The 25,406-nt window shown below is 42.1% G+C and carries 15 protein-coding genes and 5 tRNA genes; 9 read left to right on the plus strand and 11 right to left on the minus strand.

Translation table 11 applies throughout. The features are described 5' to 3' along the window. The 7 genes from H5181_RS17235 to H5181_RS17265 form a co-directional block, all read left to right on the plus strand. Positions 1 to 3,183 (plus strand): type I secretion C-terminal target domain-containing protein (locus tag H5181_RS17235; protein WP_182751605.1); only part of this gene is annotated, 3,183 nt, incomplete at its 5' end. 83 nt (positions 3,184 to 3,266) lie between these two features. Continuing rightward, positions 3,267 to 5,444 (plus strand): type I secretion system permease/ATPase, encoded by a 2,178-nt coding sequence (locus H5181_RS17240; RefSeq protein ID WP_182751606.1) that lies wholly within the window; start codon positions 3,267 to 3,269, stop codon positions 5,442 to 5,444. After that, complete coding sequence (locus tag H5181_RS17245; protein ID WP_182751607.1) at positions 5,441 to 6,823, plus strand: HlyD family type I secretion periplasmic adaptor subunit; 1,383 nt, start codon at positions 5,441 to 5,443, stop codon at positions 6,821 to 6,823. Before H5181_RS17240 ends, H5181_RS17245 begins: the two co-directional genes overlap by 4 nt. 21 nt (positions 6,824 to 6,844) lie before the next feature. After that, positions 6,845 to 8,254 (plus strand): TolC family outer membrane protein, encoded by a 1,410-nt coding sequence (locus H5181_RS17250; protein ID WP_182751608.1) that lies wholly within the window; start codon positions 6,845 to 6,847, stop codon positions 8,252 to 8,254. Beyond that, positions 8,254 to 8,856: an OmpA family protein gene (locus H5181_RS17255; RefSeq protein WP_182751609.1), complete on the plus strand. Its 603-nt coding sequence runs from the start codon at positions 8,254 to 8,256 to the stop codon at positions 8,854 to 8,856. Before H5181_RS17250 ends, H5181_RS17255 begins: the two co-directional genes overlap by 1 nt. Before the next feature lie 82 nt (positions 8,857 to 8,938). Then, entirely contained in the window at positions 8,939 to 9,589 is a 651-nt protein-coding gene (locus H5181_RS17260; RefSeq protein ID WP_182751610.1) for a transglutaminase-like cysteine peptidase, read from the plus strand. Positions 9,590 to 9,596: 7 nt separating this feature from the next. Further along, positions 9,597 to 11,519 carry an EAL domain-containing protein gene (locus H5181_RS17265; protein ID WP_182751611.1) on the plus strand — a complete coding sequence of 641 codons (1,923 nt, stop codon included), beginning with the start codon at positions 9,597 to 9,599 and terminating at the stop codon, positions 11,517 to 11,519. 580 nt (positions 11,520 to 12,099) lie between these two features. On the opposite strand, the gene H5181_RS17270 is transcribed toward H5181_RS17265, so the two are convergent. The 5 genes from H5181_RS17270 to H5181_RS17290 all read right to left on the minus strand — a co-directional run bounded on the left by H5181_RS17270 (position 12,100) and on the right by H5181_RS17290 (position 12,683). Next, a tRNA-Pro gene (locus H5181_RS17270) sits at positions 12,100 to 12,176 on the minus strand. Positions 12,177 to 12,239: 63 nt separating this feature from the next. Beyond that, a tRNA-Pro gene (locus H5181_RS17275) sits at positions 12,240 to 12,316 on the minus strand. A 65-nt stretch (positions 12,317 to 12,381) separates the two neighbouring features. Continuing rightward, positions 12,382 to 12,458, minus strand: a tRNA-Pro gene (locus tag H5181_RS17280). 21 nt (positions 12,459 to 12,479) lie between these two features. Next, positions 12,480 to 12,555 (minus strand) — tRNA-His (locus tag H5181_RS17285). Positions 12,556 to 12,606: 51 nt separating this feature from the next. Then, positions 12,607 to 12,683 (minus strand) — tRNA-Arg (locus H5181_RS17290). Positions 12,684 to 12,947: 264 nt separating this feature from the next. On the opposite strand from H5181_RS17290, the gene H5181_RS17295 reads away from it, so the two are divergent. Further along, entirely contained in the window at positions 12,948 to 15,572 is a 2,625-nt protein-coding gene (locus H5181_RS17295) for a diguanylate cyclase domain-containing protein (RefSeq protein WP_123778367.1), read from the plus strand. 24 nt (positions 15,573 to 15,596) lie between these two features. On the opposite strand, the gene rep is transcribed toward H5181_RS17295, so the two are convergent. After that, positions 15,597 to 17,609, minus strand: coding sequence for a DNA helicase Rep (gene rep / locus H5181_RS17300; RefSeq protein WP_011635917.1), 2,013 nt, complete (start codon positions 17,607 to 17,609; stop codon positions 15,597 to 15,599). A 143-nt stretch (positions 17,610 to 17,752) separates the two neighbouring features. Between rep and H5181_RS17305 the strand changes: the two genes are divergently transcribed. Beyond that, on the plus strand, positions 17,753 to 18,001 hold the full coding sequence (locus H5181_RS17305; protein ID WP_182751612.1) for a ubiquinone biosynthesis accessory factor UbiK: 249 nt from the start codon (positions 17,753 to 17,755) through the stop codon (positions 17,999 to 18,001). Between the two features lie 122 nt (positions 18,002 to 18,123). On the opposite strand, the gene H5181_RS17310 is transcribed toward H5181_RS17305, so the two are convergent. From H5181_RS17310 to ilvG, 5 genes are all read right to left on the minus strand, one after another. After that, a complete protein-coding gene (locus H5181_RS17310; RefSeq protein WP_011635915.1) occupies positions 18,124 to 19,266 on the minus strand; it encodes an alanine--glyoxylate aminotransferase family protein in 1,143 nt (380 codons plus the stop codon). 435 nt (positions 19,267 to 19,701) lie between these two features. After that, positions 19,702 to 21,273, minus strand: coding sequence for a threonine ammonia-lyase, biosynthetic (gene ilvA, locus H5181_RS17315; protein WP_182751613.1), 1,572 nt, complete (start codon positions 21,271 to 21,273; stop codon positions 19,702 to 19,704). A gap of 1 nt (position 21,274) precedes the next feature. Next, positions 21,275 to 23,134, minus strand: a complete 1,860-nt coding sequence (gene ilvD, locus H5181_RS17320) for a dihydroxy-acid dehydratase (RefSeq protein ID WP_182751614.1) — start codon at positions 23,132 to 23,134, stop codon at positions 21,275 to 21,277. A gap of 162 nt (positions 23,135 to 23,296) precedes the next feature. Next, the gene (gene ilvM / locus H5181_RS17325) at positions 23,297 to 23,554 is read right to left on the minus strand and encodes an acetolactate synthase 2 small subunit (RefSeq protein ID WP_011635912.1); all 258 of its coding nucleotides are present in this window, start codon (positions 23,552 to 23,554) and stop codon (positions 23,297 to 23,299) included. Further along, positions 23,551 to 25,236 (minus strand): acetolactate synthase 2 catalytic subunit, encoded by a 1,686-nt coding sequence (gene ilvG / locus H5181_RS17330; RefSeq protein WP_182751615.1) that lies wholly within the window; start codon positions 25,234 to 25,236, stop codon positions 23,551 to 23,553. The genes ilvM and ilvG overlap by 4 nt, the downstream gene beginning before the upstream one ends. Positions 25,237 to 25,406: the final 170 nt, after the last annotated feature.

Here is a 25,406-nt window from a genome sequence, read left to right on the forward strand (position 1 = left end):
GGCACTGTGACCGCCACCGTGACGCTAGCGACTGGCACCCAAGTTGGCGACACCTTAGTGGTCACCGATGGCAGCGGCAACGTATTAGCCTCTGTGACCGTCACCCAAGACATGCTCGACAACGGTTATCCGGTGGAAGTGCCTGTGACTGCCGGCGCGACCGATGTTGATGTCACCGCGCAAGTGATTGATATCGCCGGTAACCCATCTGCTGTGGCAACCGATGTGCAAGGCGTCGATAGAACGGCCCCCTCTGCACTGTCAATTATTATTGTAGACGATGGAGTCCCTGGAGACGGTTGGTTAAATTATAATGAAATAGCTGCCAATGGTAATGGGATACAAATTAAAGCTGAAGTAGATAATGCAGACCTTGTTGCAGGTGGTTTTGTTTCAATATCCATAACTGTCAATGGTTATGATGTTTCATTTGATCTGAAACTCGAAAATGGTCAATTAGTTAATTTAGATGGTTCAACAACTGGTATAGCTTTCAATTACGACAATGGTGAGATCACATGGACAGCTGATGTTCCAAGTCCAGGTGAACAAATTACCGTTGAAATAACTCAAACTGATGCCGCAGGTAACGAATCAACAGCTGTTACTGATACTGCATCGATAAACAATGTTGATGCTAATGGTGACCTTCCTGGTACATCATTTAGTGTGACTGCAGGTGCAACTAACGCTTGGACCATTCCTCAGTCAAACGGCGAGAGCTTAATGAAAATTTCAGCTCGTACAGCTGATGGCTCAATGGGTGTAGTAAACATAGAATCTGGTTCTAACAAACTCGGTGTTGCTGGTTCACCAAGGACTTCAGGTCAAATTGCAGGTCAAATCGAATATGATTCAGCTACAGGGACATCTGAATCAATTGTTATTGATTTTAATGGCTTAGTTAATCAGGCCACATTCAGTGTTTCAAACATGTTCTCTAATGAAAATAATGGTGAACAAGGTGTTTGGAAGGCTTATTACAATGGTCAATTAGTTGCAAGTGATACGTTTAAGACAACTTCAGGTGATGCTGGTACTTTCAGTATTGATACCGGTAATATTGTCTTCGACCAACTGGTATTTCAAGCAACTAAAACCATTAGTGAAGCTAATGGTGGCGCAGCATTAGTTGACTCATCGGATTATTTCCTAACAAATGTTACCGCATCTGGTCCTGCTATTATGGGAACCTACTTAGTGTCAGAAGATGGTGTATTAACCATTTCAAGCACGAGTCAAGGTCTACTTAATAATGACTCTGATGCCCAAGCACATACATTTGCTCTAACAGGTGTAAATGGCGCAATAGTTACAGATGGTCAGGTAGTTATATTACCAAGCGGGGCATTGCTAACTATCCACAGTGATGGTACTTATTCTTATGATACCAACGATTCATTTGAAGCACTTACCGCTGGGCAACTTGCAACTGATACCTTTACTTATACTGTAACTGATCAATATGGCGCTACTGACACAGCGACAGTGACAATTAACATTGTTGGAGAAGCTGACGCTAGCTCCACTTACGTCAGTTATAACGGCAATCCTGGTAATGACGTGATTAAAGGAACGCCAAATAACGATATTATTGTCAGTGATCAACAAGGTTTACAGATTGTTGCTGGAGAGAACTACAATATTGCATTTATTTTCGATACTTCCGGCAGCATGAGAGGCGTAATAGCAGAAGCGATAACTCAGCTGGAAGCCGTCTTTGAATCACTCGCAAATAGTGCGACTGGCTCTCATAGTGGTATTGTTAACGTATTACTGACTAATTTTGCCACAGGTTCAAATTATTCAGTGTCAGTTAACATGGACGATCCAAAAGCTGTTGAAACTTTAATGGCTAAACTGAACTCAGCTGGTGCATCAGGCTCCACAAACTATGAAGCTGGATTTGAGTCGGCAATAGACTGGTTTACTAGTTCAGCAATCCAACAAAATGTGGGAAATAATATTTCTTATTTCATTACTGACGGTTCACCAAATGTCCAGACCGTTGATAGAGATGTAACTAAAGTATTGATTGGCCATGACGCGACCACAAACAGTTATGTGAGCTTGAGTGAACTAATAGGTACAAACTATAGTAAAGGCACAATAATTAGCTTTGATAACCAAGTTGTTGTCAATTCTAACGGTGCGGTTTATTCACCTTATACAGGCGCTAAAATTGGCCAAATTAGTTTTGATAGTAATAATAAATTCACTGGCTATACCGATAATGGAACAAATAGTACTAATCAGGCTATTCACACGTTTAACTTACTCGCTGCAGTGTCTGAAGTTGAAGCGATAAGCTTAGCAAGTGCAAACGGTGGCACCACTGTTAATGAAGCTAACTTGAAGCTATACGATACAGACGGCAATGTTCGTGCGTCGATTGATGTATCTGATTTATCAAGCATCATCACAGGTTCTGAGACACTTCAATCACAAGGTGACGACAATACTGTCGGTAACCAAGGTGATGACATTATCTTTGGTGACTTAGTTAGATTTAGCGGTTCATCAGAGCAAGGGTATGTGGCTTTACAAACCTATGTCGCAGACAAAACAGGCCAAAACGTTGGTGATGTTGATGTAAGAGCAGTGCATGATTACATTCGTGACCATGTAAATGAATTTAATATCAACAACCAAAATGATGGTAACGACATTCTCGATGGCGGTATAGGTGACGATATTCTGTTTGGCCAAGGTGGCAACGATGTTATCTATGGTGGTGAAGGTAATGACGTTCTTATTGGCGGCTTAGGTAATGACACGCTAATTGGTGGCTTGGGTAACGATACGTTTGTATGGTCTAAGGGCGATACTGGTACCGATACGATTAAAGACTTCGAAGTCAATAATGACTCCCTTCATATCAGTGATTTATTGCAGAATGAACAGAACGGCGATTTAGATAACTACTTAGATTTCTCGTTCAATAATGGCAGCACGACAATTTCTATCGATGCCGACCATAATGGTAGTATTGACCAAGTTATTGTTCTGGATGGTGTCGACCTGTCGCAAGAATACGGTAGCACCACTGACGGAGTGATCATTAACGGTTTGCTTAATGATGGTGCACTCATTGTAGATACTGCAACCGTCAACCCTGCACCGTCGCCAGGAACCAGTCATGCTGATCTATTTGATCAACATAATGGAAATATTATTCCTTAATAACAACACATTGACTGCGTCACATAGTATTATGTGGCGCATATTTGATTACTCTAACAATAAACATTAAGGATAATGATTAGGTGCCTATAACTGCGTCTAACAAAAGTGAGCAGTGGACGATCTCTGCTTCCCAGCGGGTAACCGTCGATCCATTACTCGATTGTTTGGTTTTATTAACTGAACATTTTGGAAGTCCTTGCTCAATAGATTCCCTTGCGGCAGGTCTTCCTTTGTCTGGTGCAGTCATTACGCCGGATTTAATCCCTCAAGCTGCAGCCAGAGCTGGACTTTCAGCTAAGTTATCACGCAAAGATTTAAATCAAATTTCTGACATATTATTGCCTTGTATCTTATTATTAAAAGATAAAAAGGCCTGTATTCTAAGAAAAATCGATCTAGAGCAAGACCAAGCCGTTATACAATTACCTGAAACGGGCGGCGAAGAGACTCTGACAATTGAAGGCTTAGAAACCTTATATGTAGGTTACTTATTTTTAGTTAAACAAGATTACCGTGGTGACAAAAGTTTTGATGTTCACCTGCATGACAGCAGTACGCATTGGCTGCTACAAAGTATTAAAGACTCTGCTCCTATTTACCGCGATGCCCTTATAGCCTCAGTATTGGTCAACCTGTTTGCATTGGTTTCACCACTATTTATTATGAATGTCTATGATAAAGTGGTGCCCAATCTTGCATTTGAATCACTATGGGTTTTAGCCATTGGGGCAAGCATTGCCTACATATTCGACTTTATCATGCGCCAATTACGCAGCTATTTAATCGATATCGCAGGTAAAAAAGTCGACATTATTGTTTCTTCAAAATTATTTGCAAAAGCCATTGGTATTCCATTATCTAAACGCTCACCAAGTGTCGGAGGTATGGCTAGGCAGCTAGGTGAGTTTGACAGTATTCGGGAGTTTTTAACCTCCGCAACCATTACTGCGTTAGTTGATTTACCATTTGCATTACTATTCGTGATCATCATTTATATTGTTGCTGGCGATTTAGCCATTATTCCGGTGATTTGCAGCTTAGTCATTATTGCAGTCACCTTTTATCTACAACCTAAACTGAAACAAGCAATTGAAGAAAGTAATCGCTTTGCCAGTTTAAAGCATGGCCATTTGATTGAAAGTTTAACCGCGTTAGAGTCAATTAAAGCCAATGGTGCCGAAGGGTTAGTACAAAAAAGCTGGCAACAAATGATTGGCCATACAGCCAATTGGCAGCTCAAAACCAAAAAACTGTCTAATTATGTCAGCCATATAGCTAATTTTATGGTGCAATTAACCGTGGTATTAGTGGTGATATTAGGTGTGTATCGACTAGCAGAAAACGAAATTTCCATGGGTGGGATCATTGCCGCAGTCATGCTATCTAGCAGAGCTATATCTCCGATGGCTCAATTAGCAGGGTTAATTACCCGAGGTAATCATACCATCAGTTCACTGCGCCAATTAGACGCAATAATGGAACAAGAAGATGAGTTTGAAGACAAAGGAAACCTAGCCAGTAAAGAACGATTTATGGGAAAAATTGAAGCGGATAATATCAGTTTTAGCTTCCCTGGATCCGAAAAACCAAGCCTACACCCTTTATCAATACAGATTAATCCTGGTGAGCGTATTGCCATTATCGGCCGTAACGGCTCAGGTAAAAGCACCCTAGCCAAATTACTACTCGGACTGTACAAACCAACTCAAGGCAGCCTGCGCTATGATGGATTAGATGCAGGACAGATTCACCCTAGCGACCTAAGACGTAACTTTGGCTATTTACCTCAAGACGTCACCTTGTTTCATGGGACTATTCGCGACAATATTTTATTCGGTTCTAGGCAAGTGACTGAACATCAATTAATAAGAGCTATCCAGCTTTCTGGTGTAAGTATGTTTACTAACTTAGAGTCTGAAGGATTAGATCAACAAGTTGGTGAAGGAGGCTTGTCACTCAGTCGTGGCCAACGACAAACCGTCGCTTTAGCCAGAGCAACATTGAATGATCCCTCGATATTATTAATGGATGAACCAACAGCAAGCCTGGATGCTAGAGCAGAAAAACAGTTTATTCGCTCAATGCAACTGGTTAGTCGCGACAGAACATTATTACTCATTACCCATAAGATGCATTTATTAAATCTAGTCGATCGCATTATTGTGCTCGAACGTGGTCATGTAGTGGCTGATGGTCCTAAAGATGAAGTCCTAGCTAAACTCAATGCAGGGACAGTTGCTGGAGACCAAAACTCATGAGTAAGCATCTTACCGTAGCCGACTTAGAAATGGTTGATGACGTTTATGGTGCCATGATGACCGATGCCCCGTCAGGACATCGTCTTATCATTTGGTCACTGGCCGCTATGATGGTGTGTTTTTTTATTTGGGCTTACTTCTCAGAATTAGATCAGGTGACATCTGGAACCGGTAAAGTTATTCCGTCTTCACAGATTCAAATTATCCAAAGTCTAGATGGCGGAATTTTACAGGAAATCTATGTCCAAGAAGGTGGGATGGTCACTAAAGGACAACCTTTAGCCCGGATTGATGATACTCGATTCCGCTCAGATTTCGACCAACAAGAACAGGAAGTGTTCGGATTACAAACTAATATTATTCGCATGCGCACTGAATTAGACAGTATTATTATTTCAGATATGTCTTCAGACTGGCGCCAACAGGTCAAAATAACCAAACAGAACTTGGTATTTCCGCAGACCATTATTGACGAAGAGCCAGAACTGGTTAAGCGTCAACAAGAAGAATATTCGATTCGATTAGATAATTTAAGCAACCAATTAGAAATTCTTGTACGTCAGATCCAGCAGCGCCAACAAGAAATTGAAGAGTTAGCCTCTAGAATTAGTACTCTTACGACAAGTTATCAACTAGTATCTCGCGAGCTTGAGTTAACTCGCCCATTAGCCCGTAAAGGCATTGTTCCTGAAGTTGAACTGCTCAAACTTGAGCGTACGGTAAATGATATTCAAGGCGAACTACAATCGGTTAGGCTCTTGCGTCCAAAAGTGAAAGCGTCTATGGATGAAGCCATCTTAAAGCGCCGAGAAGCAGTATTTGTTTATGCCACTGATTTACGTGCACAGCTCAATGAAATGCAAACAAAATTATCACGTATGAATCAGGCACAAAAAGGCGCATTTGATAAGGTCAGTAAAGCTGTCATTGCCTCTCCTGTTATAGGAACAATTAAAAAAATTAACTTTAATACCTTAGGTGGCGTTGTGCAGCCAGGCGAAGAGATTATGGAAATTGTTCCATCAGAAGATAAACTACTGATAGAAACCAAAATCACTCCTAAAGATATTGCTTTTTTACATCCAGGATTACCCGCTATCGTAAAAGTCACCGCATATGACTTTACCCGTTATGGCGGGTTAAAAGGAACCGTTGAACACATTAGTGCCGATACATCACAGGATGAAGAAGGCAACAGCTTCTATATTGTAAAAGTGCGAACACAAGAATCCAGTTTAATGAAAGACGATGGCACAGAGATGCCAATAATCCCTGGAATGCTCACATCAGTAGATGTCATTACAGGAAAGAGATCCATACTTGAGTACATTTTAAATCCAATTTTAAGAGCGAAAGATACCGCCCTTAGAGAGCGCTAAGAAGAACCAGGAGGGTTTTTTATGAAAACTATTATAAATCAACAAATAAAGCTAAGTGCTGTAGCTCTTGCTTTATCAATGTTGATAGTGCCAACAGCCTCAAGCCAGACTCTTGAGCAAGCTGTTGCGCATACGCTAGACACAAACCCAGACTTACGTATTGCTTTTAATCGTTTTAAAGCGCGCGAAGAGCAAGTTAATCAAGCAGTAGCAGGCTATATGCCAACCGTAGATATTTCTGCGGGCTATGGCTGGGAGCAAACCGATAGCCCTTCAACTCGTCGTAAATTAGGCCAAGGCGATGTTGATAATGACGGTATGATTGATTTAGAACGTGGCGAAGCCGGTTTTAGTATCAAACAAATGCTGTTTGATGGTTTTTATACTAGTAGCGAAGTCGATCGTTATTCTTTTGAAGCCAGTGCTGACCAGTGGGCATTATTTGCTGCAGCTGAAGATATGGCATTGGATGTTGCAAAGGTCTACTTGAACTACATCCGTAGCGATCAAGTATTATTACTTTCCGAGAAAAACCTTGCGAGTCATAAAGAGATTTACGATCAAATCAAACAGCGCACTGACTCTGGTTTAGGTTCAATTGCCGATTTGTCGCAAATCACAGGTCGCCTTGCCCGTGCAAACGCCAATGTGATTTCGGCTCAAAACAATTTAGAAGATGCTCGTGCAGCTTATATCAGAATTGTTGAAGCAAAGCCTGATGACCTAATCTTGCCAGTGCCTGATGCAGATATGCTACCAAAAAGTTTAGATAAAGGCCTCATGGCAGCAAAATCGAAACACCCAGTATTAAAATCAGCAGAAAGCGATATTAATGCCGCAAAAAAAGAGCGTAGCTCAGCCCAAGCCAACTACTTTCCACAATTAAGCTTGGAACTTAATGGTAACTGGAATAATGATACTGACGGTGAAGATGGCTACAGCGCAATTAACAGCCAAAATGTTAACGGCTATAACAATGATTTAGTTGCTATGGTTCGGGTTAAATATAACCTTTTCTCAGGTGGTAAAGACGTCTCAAAAGACAGAGAAACAGCCTATAAAGTCAACGAAGCAAAAGAGATCCAACAACGTGCTTACCGGCAAGTTGTTGAGGGTGTTTCTTTAGCTTGGAATGCTTATGAAATGCTAGCCCCACAAAAACAATTCATCCGTGAACATGTTGTAGCAGCAAAGCAGACTCAAGTGGCTTATGTGCAACAATTTAACTTAGGCCAACGTACTTTGCTCGATTTGCTCGATACCGAGAATGAACTATTTGAAGCGCGTAAGGACTACTTGCAAACCGAGTATGATGAAATTGCAGCTCGCTATCGAGTATTGAATGCGACAGGTGATCTACTTGACTCACTTCGAGTTACACGTCCAGGAGAATGGCGTGGTGAGCGTGAATATGAGGGAGGTGTTAAATAATGAAATATTTGATGATTTTACTCGCATTGATTACAACAGGTTGTTCAGTCAACGATATTGTCGAGTCTAGTGCTTCTACACAACAAAATTTTGATCTTGCCGACAGTGATCGTGATGGTGTGATAATGGCCAGAGAACGTTGTGCGGGCACCCTCATTGGGGCCGCTGTCGACAACTATGGTTGTGGTAGCGTCAAAGATATCAATGAGCGCCAAGACTTAAAAATCCTATTTAGTAATAATTCAGTGGTTATCGAACCTCAATATTATAACCAAATTGAACGCGTCGCTAATGTTATGACAACCTACCCTACTACTAAGGTAACGATTGAAGGTCATACAAGTAAACGGGGTAGCTATGAGCTTAATTTAGCGTTATCTCAAAAACGTGCTAAAGCGGTTATTGAAGTGTTAGAAAATACATTTGGTATCGATCCAAGCCGTCTAAACGCGACGGGTTATAGCTTTGATCGCCCTATTGATAACAGTGGTACACCAGAAGCAGAAGAACGTAATCGCCGTGTGATAGCTGAAGTCACAGCCGATGACACCATTCCAGAAATGAGATGGAATATCTACACAGTTGATGAGCAAATTGACTAACGGACAAGGCATTGATTAGTTGAGTCGATACGACAGCAAAGTAACGACATTGTTGCATAAAAGGGTCTGTCATATTTTTATTATGGCATCGGCCCTTTTAGTTTCATGTTTATATGCCGCACCGACACAAGAATTAAATCAGCAAAAAACCGTGTCGGCTTTATCGAAACGCTATGGCGAACGAGCAGGATTACGAGCAAACGCTTGGTTTAAAATCGTCAATGATTCGCAGCAACTTGCTGAAATTGATAAGTTAGAAAAAGTTAATCAGTTTTTTAATTTATTTCGATTCATTGATGATCAAACACTATGGGGTGATTCCAATTATTGGGCATCACCGATGGAGTTTATTGGGGTTAACGGAGGGGATTGTGAAGACTTCTCAATCGCAAAGTATTTTACCCTTCTCCAGCTAGGTATTCCTGAAGATAAACTTAGGATCACTATGGTAAAAGCCACATCGTTGAATCAGTATCATATGGTTTTAGCATATTATGAAAAGCCTAACTCGATCCCGTTAGTACTCGATAATTTGGATAAAACCATAAAATTGGCAACAAAACGAAAAGATCTTCTGCCTGTTTACAGTTTTAACGGTAAACAATTATGGCTAAACAAAGAAAGAGGCCGAGGTGTGTTAGCTGGTTCATCATCACGCCTTGAAAAATGGACTGACCTTAAACTTAGATTAGGTGTAGACCGCTTACGCCAACCCAAACTCAACATGGAGTAGTGACAACATGACCCTGTTCAGGCAGATCTATGCGTTACTTTTCGGGCTTTTCTTGTTAACGATTGCAAGCGTAGCCTATGTACAATTTTCAGAAACCCAAGGTTTCTTATCCAAACAAATGGAATCTGATCTCAATAATGCCAGTAATTCATTAGGATTAATGCTCACTCCTGTTTTAGAAGCTGGTGATGATGCCGGTGCAGAAACATTAGTCAATGTTATTTTTGAAGGCGGCTATTATCAACAAATCAAATTAACTTGGTTAGTGGATGGTAAGCAACAAGTGTGGAATAACTCTGTTCGAGTCGAAAATATTCCCCAATGGTTTATTGATCTCAACCTGTTTAAAACCATTAAAAAACAAACCACTATTACCTCTGGTTGGTTACAGCTTGCTACACTTGAAATTACAGCTCACCCAGGGTTTGGCTATCAGGAATTATGGCGGATTATTTCCGACATAATTATTCTATTTTCAATCTTATTTCTTATCGCCATTATATTTGCGCGAGTGGGATTAAGCTGGATTTTAAAACCTTTAAACACACTTTCCTTACATGCCAAGCAAATAGCAGCACAACAATTTGGCCCCGATATGCCAACGCCAAAAACGAGGGAGCTTAAAGAGCTAGTCAACGCATTTAACAGTATGTCAGCGCAATTAAAACAAGTATTTAATTCTCTTGACGAAGAAGTCTCTGCATTAAGAAAGAAAAATCTTGTTGATCAAGTCTCAGGGCTACCAAATAGACAATATATGGTCAGTCGAGTTAATGGTTGGTTAAGCGAACCCAGTACAGGCGCACTTTACTTAGTCAAAATGGATTGGCTAGAGGATGTACATAGCAAATACGGTTTCCAAGTTCGCGATGAGACTATTCGCATACTGGCTGAAAAGCTGCAACATCATCAAGATGAAATAGCTTCTTCTGTTATCGCCCGTATTGCAGCGTATGAATTCGCCTTCCTTGTTGAAGACTGTGAACATGACCAACTGGCTAAGTATTTACAAAGCCTCATACGTACTGTTAATAAAGAAATATCTAAAGCTGGCTGTAAACCAAACGAACAGTTTTATATTGGTGTCGCAGAACGTCTAGGACAAATGACAGTGTCAGATATGTTGGCACAAGCAGATAACGCACTCCAGCAGTCCATTAAAGACGACAAAGTGTTCCATTGGTTTGAGAACACCCAAAAGCAGCTGTTTACCCGTGAAGAATGGCGCAATAATTTAAGTCATGCCATAAAGAACAAAAAATTCCAATTTCGTTGGCAGCCGATCCAACTTTGTGCCAAAGATGAAATTTGTCAGCGTGAGCTATATTGCCAACTGCAAATTGGCGACACAATCTTGCACGCAGGTCAGTTTGTACCATACATAGAATTACTTTCACTAGGCACAATGTTCGATCGTTGTTTAATAGAAACAGTCAATGAACATCGTTTACTCGAGCGCAATTATGAACGCGTCGCCATCAACCTTACTTATCAGAGCATAAGCGATGTTGATTTTCATCTTTGGCTAAAACAGTTTCTTCGGGCAAATAAATACGCTGAACGTATTTGCTTTGAAATCCCAGAGGCGAGTGTATATAGCGATTTAGAATCTTGCGAAAATCTCTGCAAAGTCATTCGAGATTCTGGTGCTCAGTTTGGTATCGATCATTTTGGCCGTCAATTCGGCTCAATGGCCTACTTACAAAGCCTGCGTCCAAATTATGTCAAACTAGACCAGTCATTTGCTTATATTGAAGAGAATCAACACAACAGTGAATTATGTCGTGCTTTAGTGAATGTAGCTAAAGGATTAGATATTCAAGTGATTGTCACGGGGATCCAAGAAGCAAAGCAGTTAACACGATTTACTGAACTTAGAGTCGATGCTTATCAAGGCTTTATTGTACCGCCGGTCAATGTGAAGCTCTAAGTCTCTAAGTAATATCAAGCCGTTGGACCAATTAAGACTAACCACTCTTCGGAGTGGTTTTTTTATATTCAGAGTTATTGACAGACGACAAACTCACTAAGGTCATCTATGAGGTTATCCAAGCAGTGATAACACTGTACTACCCGTACTACGCGGCTCTGGAGAACTCATTCAAGCTTAAGCATGAGTCAGTCAACTCCACAGGCGTGATGCGACTTAATCGACTACCAAGGCTTGCTCTATGGAGTTTAGCTATGGCATGGCACGACTCTGACAACCTAAATAGCAGTGTAGAGGCATTTATGTCTATTGTTGTCGGAATTGTATCAACCACCCCTTTCAACAGATGCGCTACGACGTTGCGGTTAAAAGATATGGAAACGACATGGAATATTGTATGTCGGCCCTGTTAGCGCCATTAATATGAATAGTTAATGAGGGTAGCGAATATAAATAGCTGGTGTAATTGGTATTCATCACTTTTAATGCACAATATTAAGTAATAAAATATACGATTATAATGACCAATCAAATCGCGAAAAACAAAAAAGCCACTCATTAGAGTGGCTTTTTTGTTAATTGGTCGGTGATAGAGGATTCGAACCTCTGACCCTCTCGTCCCAAACGAGATGCGCTACCGGGCTGCGCTAATCACCGAAATCTATCTTTAATTTTTGAGCGGTAAGCCAATTGAAAAATATTAACTGGAATACATAAAAGTGGTCGGTGATAGAGGATTCGAACCTCTGACCCTCTCGTCCCAAACGAGATGCGCTACCGGGCTGCGCTAATCACCGAAATCTATCTTTAATTTTTGAGCGGTAGGCCAATTGGAAATGACACTAATTGGAATACATAAAAGTGGTCGGTGATAGAGGATTCGAACCTCTGACCCTCTCGTCCCAAACGAGATGCGCTACCGGGCTGCGCTAATCACCGAAAATAAAGCTGTAAATTGAATGGGGTGACTGATGGGGCTCGAACCCACGACAACCGGAATCACAATCCGGGACTCTACCAACTGAGCTACAATCACCACTGACTTTCAATTCTACTAACCAATACGACAGAAACAGTACATGCCGAATGGTGCGCCCAGAAGGATTCGAACCTTCGGCCTTACCCTCCGGAGGGGTACGCTCTATCCAGCTGAGCTATGGGCGCTCGCCTTGGTTAGCGACGCATATATTAGGGATAAAACACCGCCACGTCTAGCCCTGATTTGCTTTTTTTAACTGACTGATTAACTTTTGACTCATTTGCGCTAACTATTTGCTCACTTCTTACTTATTCGCACTCATTTACGAGACTTCTTAACTTTATACTGACATTAATTTAGCTTGGATCACATTTGTATTTATGGTAATTATAATGGTTGTTCAACAATAATTTGTTCGCATAATTAATAGGATAACGGTCAACAAGGGTATGGATACTGCAATAAGTCACTCAATAGCTTCTCCACGAGTCGAGCATCTGCAAAAAAGGATAGCTCGCTTAAAGCGTTTGGCTAAAAAATATAAGCGTTCTGAAATTATTCAAAACGCTTTACTGGGTATCTCCAATATTGCGACCCAGGTCACTTCTCTTGATGATTTTTATCAACGAGTACACTTACATCTGCAGCAACTTATCCCTGCGGAGAACTTTTTTATTGCCTCTCAAGACCCTAAAACCGGACTGACAAGTTTACCTTTTTTTGCCGACCAACAAGATTCTCACCCAACGGAACTCTACCCAGACCAAGAAATATCGGCATTACTCAATAGTGGCTTAACAGGTTATGTGCTCCGTAATGGCACACCTTTATTATGCGACGATATTAAGTTTAATGAATTGATCGCAAGTGGCGATATTAAAAGCCTAGGCTCTCCAAGTCATCAATGGCTTGGCGTACCCATCAAGAACCAAGAAATCGTCAGTGGTGTACTTGTTGTGCAAAGCTATAACGAAGCCAATACTTACGGTGAACTTGAATTAGAATTAATGGGTTTCATTTGTCATCATATTTCTGGGGTTATGGAACGGCTTGAGCATCATGAACAGCTAGAACAAGCCATTGTTGAACGCACTAAAGAACTCAGCCAGGCTTATGAAAAAGTCAAAAAAGAAATAACTGAGCGCGTTAAAGCCGAAAAATTACAAAAAGCTTTATTCGAAATTGCCGATCTATCTGCATCAAATGTACTCCAACAAGACTTCTATTTACGACTTCACACTATTATGAGTCAATTAATACCGGCTGATAACTGCTTTATCTCATTGATAAACGATAACAATATGTTGTCATTTCCTTTTTATGTTTCGCAGATGACAACCGAATATCCAGCCTCTCGTCCTATGCAGGACGGGCTAACAGAATACATTCTAGAACATAAGTTGCCTCGGCTCTTATCCTCTAAAGATATCGCTGATATGGTTGCTAATGGCGAAATATACGCAAAATCTCCAGAATTGAACAAAACCGATAGAATGCATCAATGGATAGGCATTCCGCTGATCATTAATGGTGATATTGCTGGTGCGTTAACGATTTATAGCTTGGATGACGCTCATATTTATCAATTGAAAGATCTAGAACTACTGACATTCGTATCCCAGCATATGGCCAACGCTATTGAGCGTAAATTGGCGACTGAGTCGCTCAAAAACAGCCATGAGCAGTTAGAAGATAAGGTGGTTAAACGCACTAAAGCACTCGCTGAACTGAACAACAATCTTCAACAAGAAATCAATCAGCGCCGTAAGATTGAAAATCAGCTCTTACACGATGCTCAGCATGATGGGCTGACTGGTTTACCCAATCGCAGCTATTTAATGGAACGATTATCACAAGCATTAAAACACTTGCGCCGACATGGATTAGATCAGTTTGCATTATTATTTATCGATCTTGATCGGTTCAAAGTGATCAATGATTCTTTTGGTCATCTCGAAGGCGATCGCTTTTTAATTGAAACCGCACAACGTATCAAGTCATGTGTGCGTGAAAACGACACACTAGCAAGAATGGGCGGTGATGAATTTGTTATTTTGCTGGATTCTATTAACGCCACGGAAGATGCTATCGAGGTAAGTGATCGTATTTTACAAGCGTTGTCGATGCCCTATCAGCTCGCCAAACAAGAGTTCATCTCAGGTGCCAGTATCGGAATTGCATTTAGTGGACGCAATAAATTAGTCACCAGTGAGTCACTACTACGCGATGCTGACGCTGCCATGTATCAGGCTAAAGCCAACGGTAAAGGTTGTTATGTTATTTTTGACGACAAACTCAGCGCACAATCTAAGCTACAACATGAATTGGAAATTGATTTTAAAAAGGCCTTAGACCAACAAGAATTTGAAATTAACTACGTTGAAGTGGTCGATTTTACTACTGGTGAAATCATTGCCATTGAACCTCACATTGAGTGGCATCATCCCGAGCAAGGCTTAATTGAACATGGCAAGATGAAGCAGCTTGCCGCACAATACCAGCTCACACTTAATATAGACGGTTATATATTTTCTCACTTAAGTGAGCAATATCAATTTCTTAAATCAAAATATGGACCGTCTGTATACTTACATCTATCCATTAGCAGCCAGCACATCAAAAATAAATTCGTATTACGCAATCTCAAGCAAACCATTAAAAGTAGTCACATCCATCTTGAGAAATTAATATTATTCTTTAACGAAAAAGCACTAGTGCAAGACACCGAAAATCACATCAATGGCTTCGAGCTTATCTCGCAACTGGGCGTGCAAATCGGTATCGATGGCTATGGCACAGGTTACAGCTCACTCAGTTGCCTGAGTTTTTTACCAATTAAGGCATTAAAGCTAGATGATGACATCAGTAAGCATTTACTCAATGACAAACAGTTACAATTAGTCAAAGCTTACCAACTGACGGCACAAACACTTAATTTCGATATGTACGCCACCACAGTAGACACACAACAACAAGTAAGGCAGTTTTTAGAACTTGGCTATGTACGTGGCCAAGGCCGAGCAATCAGTAAATTATTTAACGAAAAAAAAAAGCCACATAAGGCCTGTGCCTAATCAATAAGACCAACCCAATTAGCACTATTTTTTAAACATATCGCGTATGTTGGCGATGTGACTTTTACTGGTTTCGACACGCTGCTCTTCTGTTTGAACAGGCTTACGGTTTTCCCAAATTAAATCATCTTGAGGCAACTCAAGTAAAAAACGGCTCGGCTCACATCGCATCGTTTCACCAAACTGGCGACGTTCACGGCATATTACAAACCATAATTCACGTTGTGCACGGGTAATACCCACGTACGCCAGACGTCGTTCTTCATCAACATTGTCTTCGTCAATGCTCGACTGATGCGGCAAAATACGCTCTTCAACGCCCACCATAAATACAAAGGGATATTCCAGTCCTTTAGAGGCATGTAACGTCATTAACTGAACTTGATCGCCACCCTCATCCTCGCTGTTGCGTTCCATCATGTCGCGCAGGGTTAATCGAGTAACCACTTCTGGCAAAGTCATAGGTTCATCTAACTCATCACCTTCGAGCATTTCGGTAACCCAGCGGTATAATTCCGAAATATTCTTCATCCTCATTTCAGCCGCTTTAGCGCTGGTACTCGTTTCGTACAGATAATCTTCGTAATTAATTTTACGAATAAGCTGTTTAATCGCTTCAACAGGCTCACCCCGCGAGGCGACTTCACCGGTATCAACAATAAACTTACCAAACTGATATAAAGAGTTAACCGCTGCAGGCGCTAAATGATGATTGAGTTCAACATCAAAAATAGCTTCAAATAATGATATATGCTTTTGATTGGCAAAATTACCTAAACGCTCCAGCGACGCAGGGCCAATACCACGCTTAGGTAAGTTAACCACCCGCAAAAAAGCATTGTCATCGTCCGGGTTAACCACTAAACGCAAATACCCCATGATATCTTTAATTTCTGCACGAGAGAAAAATGAAGTACCGCCACTAAGCTTATAAGGAATACGGTTGGTCATAAGCGATCGTTCGAGTAAACGAGATTGATGATTACCTCGATATAAAATGGCGTAATCACCAAACTTAGTTCGGCCAACAAACTTATGTCGAATTATCTCCGCCACCACTCGCTCAGCTTCTTGCTCTTCGTTAGCGGCAATTAATACTCTTAATGGCTCACCATAAGCTAACTCACTAAATAACGCTTTGTCGTACACGTGAGGGTTGTTAGCAATCAGAATATTTGCTGCTCGGAGAATTCGTTGGCTTGAACGATAGTTTTGCTCTAATTTGATCAGTTTAAGTCTTGGAAAATCAGTTCCTAATAACACTAGGTTCTGTGGCTTTGCACCACGCCAAGAGTAAATGGACTGATCATCATCACCTACCACCGTAAAACGTGCACGCTCACCCACCAGTAACTTAACTAACTCATATTGGCTGGTATTGGTATCTTGATACTCATCCACCAGCAAGTACTGAATTTTAGTTTGCCAACGGGTGCGCACTTCTTCATTCATTCGCAACAATAATGTTGGAATTAAGATTAGGTCATCAAAATCGAGCGCATTATAGGACTTCATATGCTGAGCATACCTAGCATATAACATGGCAAATAATTGGCTTTGCTCGTCTTTTGCCATACTTTTTGCTTGCTGAGGGATCACTAATCCCCCTTTCCAATTCGATATCGCTGATGCCAAAGATTTAATCAGGTCTTTATCATCATCTAACTCATCTTCGGTCAGTTCTTTTAATAACGCGAAAGTGTCTTGATCATCAAACAATGAAAAACCCGCTTTAAGCCCAAGCACTTTATGTTCGCGCTTAATAATTTCGAGCCCTAATGTATGAAAAGTAGAAATCCATAATCCGCGCGCTTCTTTGCGGCCCATCGACTGAGCAACACGTTCTTTCATTTCTCGGGCGGCTTTGTTGGTAAAGGTTACTGCGGCAATATTGCGAGCTTTATAGCCACATTTTTCAACTAAGTAAGCAATTTTATTAATGATTACACGTGTTTTACCACTCCCCGCGCCAGCGAGCACTAAGCATGGACCCGATACATAATGTACGGCTTCATTTTGCCCTGGATTGAGTTTCATTAATCATTACACCTTGCTTAGCCTTAAACGAAGGCGGATCATAGCAGAATCAACTGGTGACGGTTAACGAAAAATCACAGTTAGGGTTTGGAAAAGCGCTTACCTCGGTTACAATTAAATCAATGTCTCAGTAGGGAATCATCATGATTAATCCAAAGAAAATAGAAGAACTCGCTAAGCAGCTAAGCGATAACTTACCCAGCGGTGTTAAGCAATTTGCAGGTGAGTTTGAAGAACGCAGCAAGCAGATATTACAAAACCAATTGATGAAACTGGACGTGGTATCGCGCGAAGAGTTTGAGGTGCAGCAACACGTGTTGCTTAAAACTCGCGAAAAGCTTGAAGCATTGCAAGCACAAGTGAATGAGTTAGAAAAAAGGTTTGCTGAGTAACTAACCTGAACGAGGGATAACGATTGATATTTTTGACTCTATAATCGTTTTTACTCAGTTTACAGACATAAAAAATGACGCTATTTAGCGTCATTTTTTTATATCCACTAAGTTTGTTAACCTCAGTTCTGGTTAAGAGACTCTTCTAGTGCATGTAAGCAAAGGGAGACGTTTTCACGACGGGCACCATAGCCCATTAAGCCGATGCGCCATGCTTTACCCGCTAAAGCGCCTAAGCCTGCACCAATTTCTAAATTATATTCTTCCAATAAATGCTTACGCACTGCAGCGTCATCAACACCATCTGGAATATAAACGGTATTAAGTTGCGGTAAACGAGACGCTTCTTCAACCACAAATTTCAATCCAAGTTTGGTTAATCCATCGCGTAATAACAGATGCATTTTACGGTGTCTTGCCCAGGCATTTTCGAGCCCTTCATTGGCTAACAAACGTAAAGACTCATGTAGGGCATATAATGCATTAACGGGTGCGGTATGATGATAGCTGCGCTTAGCGCCATTGCCATTACCCCAATAACCCATCACTAAGGTTTGATCTAAAAACCAACTTTGCACCTGGGTGGTACGAGCTTTTAGTTTAGCAACGGCTTTAGGTGAAAATGACACTGGAGATAAACCAGGCACACAAGATAAGCACTTTTGGCTGCCTGAATAAATGGCATCAATGCCCCACTCATCCACCAGTAATTCAACGCCACCCAATGAGGTCACCGCATCAACAATACTGATACAGTCATGTAATTGCGCCAAGGTGCATAATGTTTTGGCATCCGACAGCGCACCCGTTGAGGTTTCTGCATGTACAAAGGCTAAAAATTTGGCATCAGGATGTGCGACAAGTGCAGCTTCAACTTTATCTGGGCATACAGGTTCGCCCCATTCATTGTCGACGACTACCGCAACACCGCCAACGCGCTCAACGTTTTGGCGCATGCGCTCACCAAATACCCCATTACGACACACGATTACCTTTTCACCTGGTTCAACTAAATTGACAAAACAGGTTTCCATGCCTGCACTGCCTGGAGCAGATACAGCTAAGGTCATTTCGTTTTTGGTTTGAAAAGCATATTGAATTAAGCTTTTTAGCTCATCCATCATGCCAACAAATAATGGGTCAAGGTGGCCAATAGTCGGCCTTGATTGTGCCGCAAGCACTTCGGGATACACGTCAGATGGGCCTGGGCCCATTAAGATTCGGCGCGGTGGCATAAAAGCTTGAATTGTTGGTACGGGTAACATCAAAGTCTCCTTAAAATGAGGTCGAAAATTCATAACTATGTATGAATTTGGAAAAATGTACCCTACATATAAAGCAAACTATACCAATCAGTTGCTGCAAAATACATTAACATCAACTTATTAGTGGTCGTTGGTAATAGTTTCTACAAACCCACGAATATTTTTTCGTTTTAGGCGAACTGACAATACCACATTGAGGCACTAAATCACCTCAGAATGGTAGTCAACCTGAACTCGGGATAACAAACGCCTCTCAAACAGCTCTTTGTCTTACTAACGGTGTTGAATTAACTTGCAATAGACCCGCTATTGACGCGTCAATTCGCCTTGTTAGTAAAACAAATGACAAGTTTGATAGTGATAAACGTCTAAGTCTATGATCTTTATTATCATATCTTCGTCTCTTACCCCTAGTTCAGGTCAGTTAAAAATGACTTACGATTTTGCTTTAGCGCTATTTAAAAAGAGCTTATATGCCGGACTGTGGGTTTCTTCTTGATAAACGAAACCTAACTCAGTTAAAAACTGTGCAAATGCCACGTCGTCTTTAGCCGGAACTTCAAACCCAGTTAACACCCTGCCAAAGGCTGCCCCATGGTTACGGTAATGAAATAAACTGATATTCCATTTACTCTGTAAAGTGGTTAAAAACTTCAATAATGCCCCAGGATGTTCAGGAAATTCAAAACTAAACAAGCGCTCCTCTAGTGGTTCAAGTGGGTGACCGCCGACCATATAACGCACATGTAATTTAGCCGTTTCATCTTGGGATAAATCTTGAACTTCAAAGCCTTCCGACTCAAGTTTAGCAATAATCTCGCTTAGCTCTGCTTGGCCACCGGTAAGACGAATGCCGGCAAACACCACTGCCATATCACGGCTACTAAAGCGGTAGTTAAACTCGGTCATCACCCGTTTATCGAGTAACTCGCAAAAACGTAAAAAACTGCCTGGTTTTTCAGGTATTTTTACCGCTAAAACCGCTTCTTTTTGCTCAGCTAATTCACAGCGTTCAGACACGTAACGTAAACTATGAAAATTAACATTGGCGCCACTCAAAATAGCCGCTACTTTTTTCGGTGCATCGATAGAGTCACCCTGTTGCGCCATGTATTTTTTAAGGCCTGCAATCGACAAGGCTCCTGCTGGCTCTGCTATGGCACGGGTATCTTCAAATATATCTTTAACCGCGGCGCAAATTTCATCGGAAGTGACGGTAACCACTTCATCAACATATTCGCGTGCTAATCTAAATGGTTCATCACCTATTCTCTTAACCGCCACACCATCAGCAAACAAACCAACTTGGGCCAGCGTCACGGGTTCATCGGCTTCTAATGCCGCCTTTAAACATGCTGCATCTTCGGGCTCGACTCCAATGATCCGCACTTGTGGCATGACCGCTTTATAATACGCAGCAATACCGGCAATTAATCCACCACCGCCAACGGGTACAAACACAATTTCAATATCACGCTGCTGCTGCACCATTTCTTGAGCAATTGTGCCTTGGCCTGCAATAACTGCTTCGTCATCAAACGGAGCGATATAAACACGCCCTTCTGTTGCCGACAGATTTTTTGCATAATCATTGGCTTGATCAAACGCCTGTCCGTGTAATACTACCGTGCCACCTAAGCGCTTTACTGCATCAATTTTAATATCGGGCGTGGTACTTGGCATAACAATAATCGCATCAATACCCCGGCTGGCGGCAGACATTGCCACACCTTGGGCATGGTTACCCGCCGATGCACACACTACGCCTTTATTACATTCATCTTGAGTCAAGGCAGCGATACGGTTATAAGCCCCACGTAACTTAAACGAATGCACTGGTTGCATGTCTTCACGCTTTAAATACACCTGACAACCAAAGCGAGCAGACAATTTATTCATGCTCGACAGTGGCGTCACTTTAGCCACATCATATACAGACGATAGTAAAATTTTCTGTAAATAATAGTGGGCTAAATCTAATTGAGTTTGAGACGCCAAAGCCAACATATTACCCCTCCAGCTTAGTGCGATCGCGTACCGCACCTTTATCTGCACTGGTTGCAAGTAATGCATAAGCTTTAAGGGCTAATGACACATAACGCTCACGAGACACCGGCTTCCAACCTAAAGGGCCTTTTGCATTCATGGCTGTGCGACGCTGAGTAAGCTCTGCTTCACTGACATTAAGTTGAATACTACGCTTGGGAATATCAATCGCAATTTGATCGCCATTTTCAATCAGTGCAATAGTGCCACCTGATGCAGCTTCTGGTGATACGTGGCCAATAGACAAACCAGAAGTGCCACCTGAAAAACGACCATCGGTAATTAACGCACACTTAGCGCCTAAACCTCGAGATTTTAAATAGGTTGTTGGATACAGCATTTCTTGCATACCAGGGCCACCTTTAGGGCCTTCGTAGCGAATAACCACCACATCGCCTTCAACCACTTCGCCGCCTAAAATACCAGCAACTGCATCATCTTGGCTTTCGTACACGCGGGCACTGCCAACAAAAGTTAAATTAGACTCATCAACCCCTGCCGTCTTCACAATACAGCCATCAACGGCAACGTTACCTGACAATACGGCTAAGCCACCTTCTTGACTAAAGGCAAACTCACGCGAACGAATACAGCCATTTTCACGGTCGTCATCAACACTATCCCAGCGACAATTTTGGCTAAATGCTTTAGTGGTTGGAATACCAGCAGGGCCGGCACTAAAAAAGCGGATTACATCTGGATCGTTAGTTTGTTTAATGTCGTACTTAGCTAAGACTGATTTTAAATCGCCACCATTGTCTGCGGCCACATGCGGTACATCGTTATGGATTAAACCAGCTCTATCTAACTCGCCTAAAATACCCATCACCCCACCAGCACGGTGAACATCTTCCATATGATATTTAGGCGTTGATGGTGCAACCTTACATAGATGAGGCACTAAGCGCGATATGCGATCAATATCCGCCATAGTAAAGTCAATTTCCGCCTCTTGCGCTGCAGCCACTAAATGCAACACTGTATTTGATGAACCGCCCATCGCAACATCGAGTACCATGGCATTTTCAAATGATTTAAATGAAGCAATATTGCGCGGCAATGCCGTTTCATCGTCATGCTTGTAATAACGTTCTGCCAACATCATTACACGGCGACCGGCTTCTAAAAATAATTCACGACGGTCTTCATGAGTCGCTAACATTGAACCGTTACCTGGTAATGACAATCCTAAGGCTTCGGTTAAACAATTCATTGAATTAGCAGTAAACATACCCGAGCACGACCCACAAGTAGGACAAGCACTGCGTTCGATTTGCTTACTGTCTTCGTCACTGACATTAGAGTCTGCACCAGCGATCATGGCATCAACTAAATCAAGCTTAATAATTTGATCGGATAGCTTGGTTTTACCCGCTTCCATTGGCCCACCGGATACAAATACCACCGGAATATTTAACCGTAGCGCCGCCATTAACATGCCAGGAGTAATCTTGTCGCAGTTAGAAATACACACTAATGCATCGGCACAATGCGCATTGACCATGTATTCAACACTGTCTGCAATTAACTCGCGCGACGGTAAGCTATACAGCATGCCGCCATGGCCCATCGCAATACCGTCATCTACGGCAATAGTATTAAATTCTTTGGCAATGCCGCCTGCTTCTTCAATGGCACCTGCAACCAATGATCCCATATTCTTTAAATGCACATGTCCAGGGACAAACTGAGTGAACGAATTGGCAATCGCTATGATAGGTTTACCAAAATCATTTTCTTTCACGCCAGTGGCACGCCATAGTGCGCGGGCGCCTGCCATGTTGCGGCCTTCGGTACTGGTAGCTGAACGTAATTTTGGCATTGCTAATATCCTTTGTTTAATGTGGTGCGCGTTATCGGTTTATTAACCTTATAACGACTAAAATAATCTCGAACTACATAATCTCTAACTACACAATCTCTAACTACACAATCTCTAACTAAATAGTATCTAACTAAATCATGCTTGGCTTAATAGTAAGCCTTAACCGTTGGCGACTTGGTTTAATGGTGCCGCCGATAGCACTTTACAGTGAGTGACATCGATTAATTTATCTAACTGATTGCTGAGCAATTCAATGGCACGTTCGGCCTCAACCCATAAGTCGACCGCCATGCTGGCGTCTTCATTAATACGAACCTGCATCTGGGTGACTTTAAAACCACGATGGCGAGTAACACGCAGCACCCGTTCCAGTACTTCAGGGCGTTGTTGAACGGTTATTTCTAATGCATGCATCATGTTTGCTTCTCCATTTGGTCCATCATCTCACTATTACTCGCACCCGGTGGCACTAGAGGCCATACGTTAAAAGCATCATCAATCGACACATGTAACATAAAAGGACCACTACTATTCAACATATCATCTAACCCTTGCTCAACTTGATCTGCTCTCGTTATCGTTCGACCTGGAATATCAAATGCTGATGCCATCAGGACAAAGTTAGGATTGTCAGATAAGTCTGTTTCACTGTAACGCTCTTCAAAAAATAACTGTTGCCATTGCTTAACCATACCCAGTTTTTGATTATCAATCAGTAAGATTTTTACCGGCAATTTACGGCGCTTAATGGTGGTCAATTCTTGAACATTCATCATAAACGAACCATCACCAGAGACCGTGACCACCGTCGCATCAGGTCGGGCAACTTGGGCACCAATAGCAGCAGGTAAGCCGAAACCCATAGTACCTAAGCCAGCACTGGATAAATGATCTTCAGGACGGCGGAACCACATGTGCTGTGCAACCCACATTTGATGCTGGCCGACATCACAAGCAACAACACTGTCTTCTGGTAGTTTATTGGCTAAACGGCGTAACATCGCTGGCGCATAAATTAAATCACCCGGATGTTGGTAATTCCATTGGTGCTTACGGGATAACTCCTCTACATCAGCTTGCCATTGAGCAATGTCTAGCTTATCAGCAACGGCGGCCGTTAATGCAGGTAACACTATGCTAAGTTCAGCAGCTATCGCCACGTCAGCTTGACGTAATTTACCAATTTCGGCGGCATCTATATCTAAATGCAACACTTTGGCATTACTAGCAAAACTCGCTAGCCGACCGGTAACGCGGTCATCAAAACGTGCGCCAACCACCATCAATAAATCACATTCTTGCACTGCAAGGTTTGCCCCTTTGCCACCGTGCATACCCAACATGCCTAAATAACCTTTAGTGCCATGTGCAATACTGCCTAAACCTTTTAACGTCGCCACTGATGGAATGCCTGTGGTGTCGATAAACTGACGTAAATGCGCAACGGCGCCAGCCATACCCACACCGCCACCAACATACAACATAGGCTTTTTAGCGTGCTTAATTAACTCTGCGGCGGCATCTAAGTCACTAACCTGAGGCTGTAATTCATCAGTAACACTTTGAAGGGGAGTTTTGTATTCTAATGCTGCAAGTTGGATGTCTTTGGGTATATCAACTAACACAGGACCAGGACGTCCTTCGGCGGCAATTTCAAAAGCGCGATATAAGGTGGGAATAAGCTCATTGATGTCGGTGACCATAAAACTGTGTTTGGTGCATGACAACGACATGCCTAATACATCGATTTCTTGGAATGCATCAGTACCGATAACACTGGTAGACACTTGGCCCGTTATGGCAACTAACGGCACCGAGTCAAGTAAAGCGTCGGCAAGTGAGGTGATTAAATTAGTGGCCCCTGGGCCTGATGTTGCAAAACACACTCCTGTTTTACCACTCGCACGAGCATATCCCACAGCAGCAAATGCAGCACCTTGTTCATGACGGCTAAGCAAGTGTTCTACAGGACCGCCGTAAAGGGCGTCATAGATTGGCATAATCGCCCCACCAGGATAACCAAATACCGTTGTCACACCATGTGCTGCTAGTACTTTGATTACTGCATCCGCGCCGCGCATTTTCTGTCCTGCTTCCATATGTTGCTCTCTACTTCGTCAATGTATCTGCTGCTCTACTGTGTAATATTGGGTCTGTGGTTTTACTTAAGCCTAAAACTAAAAAACCCCCGGTCCTTTCGGAGCGGGGGTTTTTGCAATCTGTTTGACTCTTAGGTCAGTCTAGTTGCCAAAACGCCACCCCCGCTGTG

Origin of the sequence: Shewanella sp. SG44-2 (genome assembly GCF_014164215.1) — a bacterium.
Taxonomy (GTDB): domain Bacteria; phylum Pseudomonadota; class Gammaproteobacteria; order Enterobacterales; family Shewanellaceae; genus Shewanella; species Shewanella frigidimarina.

What these genes read in the sequence shown, in the direction of transcription:
- H5181_RS17245 (WP_182751607.1), top strand. Translation starts at nt 5,441, where the DNA reads ATGAGTAAGCATCTTACCGTAGCCGACTTAGAAATGGTTGATGACGTT.
- H5181_RS17250 (WP_182751608.1), top strand. Translation starts at nt 6,845, where the DNA reads ATGAAAACTATTATAAATCAACAAATAAAGCTAAGTGCTGTAGCTCTT.
- H5181_RS17255 (WP_182751609.1), top strand. Translation starts at nt 8,254, where the DNA reads ATGAAATATTTGATGATTTTACTCGCATTGATTACAACAGGTTGTTCA.
- H5181_RS17260 (WP_182751610.1), top strand. Translation starts at nt 8,939, where the DNA reads ATGGCATCGGCCCTTTTAGTTTCATGTTTATATGCCGCACCGACACAA.
- H5181_RS17265 (WP_182751611.1), top strand. Translation starts at nt 9,597, where the DNA reads ATGACCCTGTTCAGGCAGATCTATGCGTTACTTTTCGGGCTTTTCTTG.
- H5181_RS17295 (WP_123778367.1), top strand. Translation starts at nt 12,948, where the DNA reads ATGGATACTGCAATAAGTCACTCAATAGCTTCTCCACGAGTCGAGCAT.
- rep (WP_011635917.1), bottom strand. Translation starts at nt 17,609, where the DNA reads ATGAAACTCAATCCAGGGCAAAATGAAGCCGTACATTATGTATCGGGT.
- H5181_RS17305 (WP_182751612.1), top strand. Translation starts at nt 17,753, where the DNA reads ATGATTAATCCAAAGAAAATAGAAGAACTCGCTAAGCAGCTAAGCGAT.
- H5181_RS17310 (WP_011635915.1), bottom strand. Translation starts at nt 19,266, where the DNA reads ATGTTACCCGTACCAACAATTCAAGCTTTTATGCCACCGCGCCGAATC.
- ilvA (WP_182751613.1), bottom strand. Translation starts at nt 21,273, where the DNA reads ATGTTGGCTTTGGCGTCTCAAACTCAATTAGATTTAGCCCACTATTAT.
- ilvD (WP_182751614.1), bottom strand. Translation starts at nt 23,134, where the DNA reads ATGCCAAAATTACGTTCAGCTACCAGTACCGAAGGCCGCAACATGGCA.
- ilvM (WP_011635912.1), bottom strand. Translation starts at nt 23,554, where the DNA reads ATGATGCATGCATTAGAAATAACCGTTCAACAACGCCCTGAAGTACTG.
- ilvG (WP_182751615.1), bottom strand. Translation starts at nt 25,236, where the DNA reads ATGGAAGCAGGACAGAAAATGCGCGGCGCGGATGCAGTAATCAAAGTA.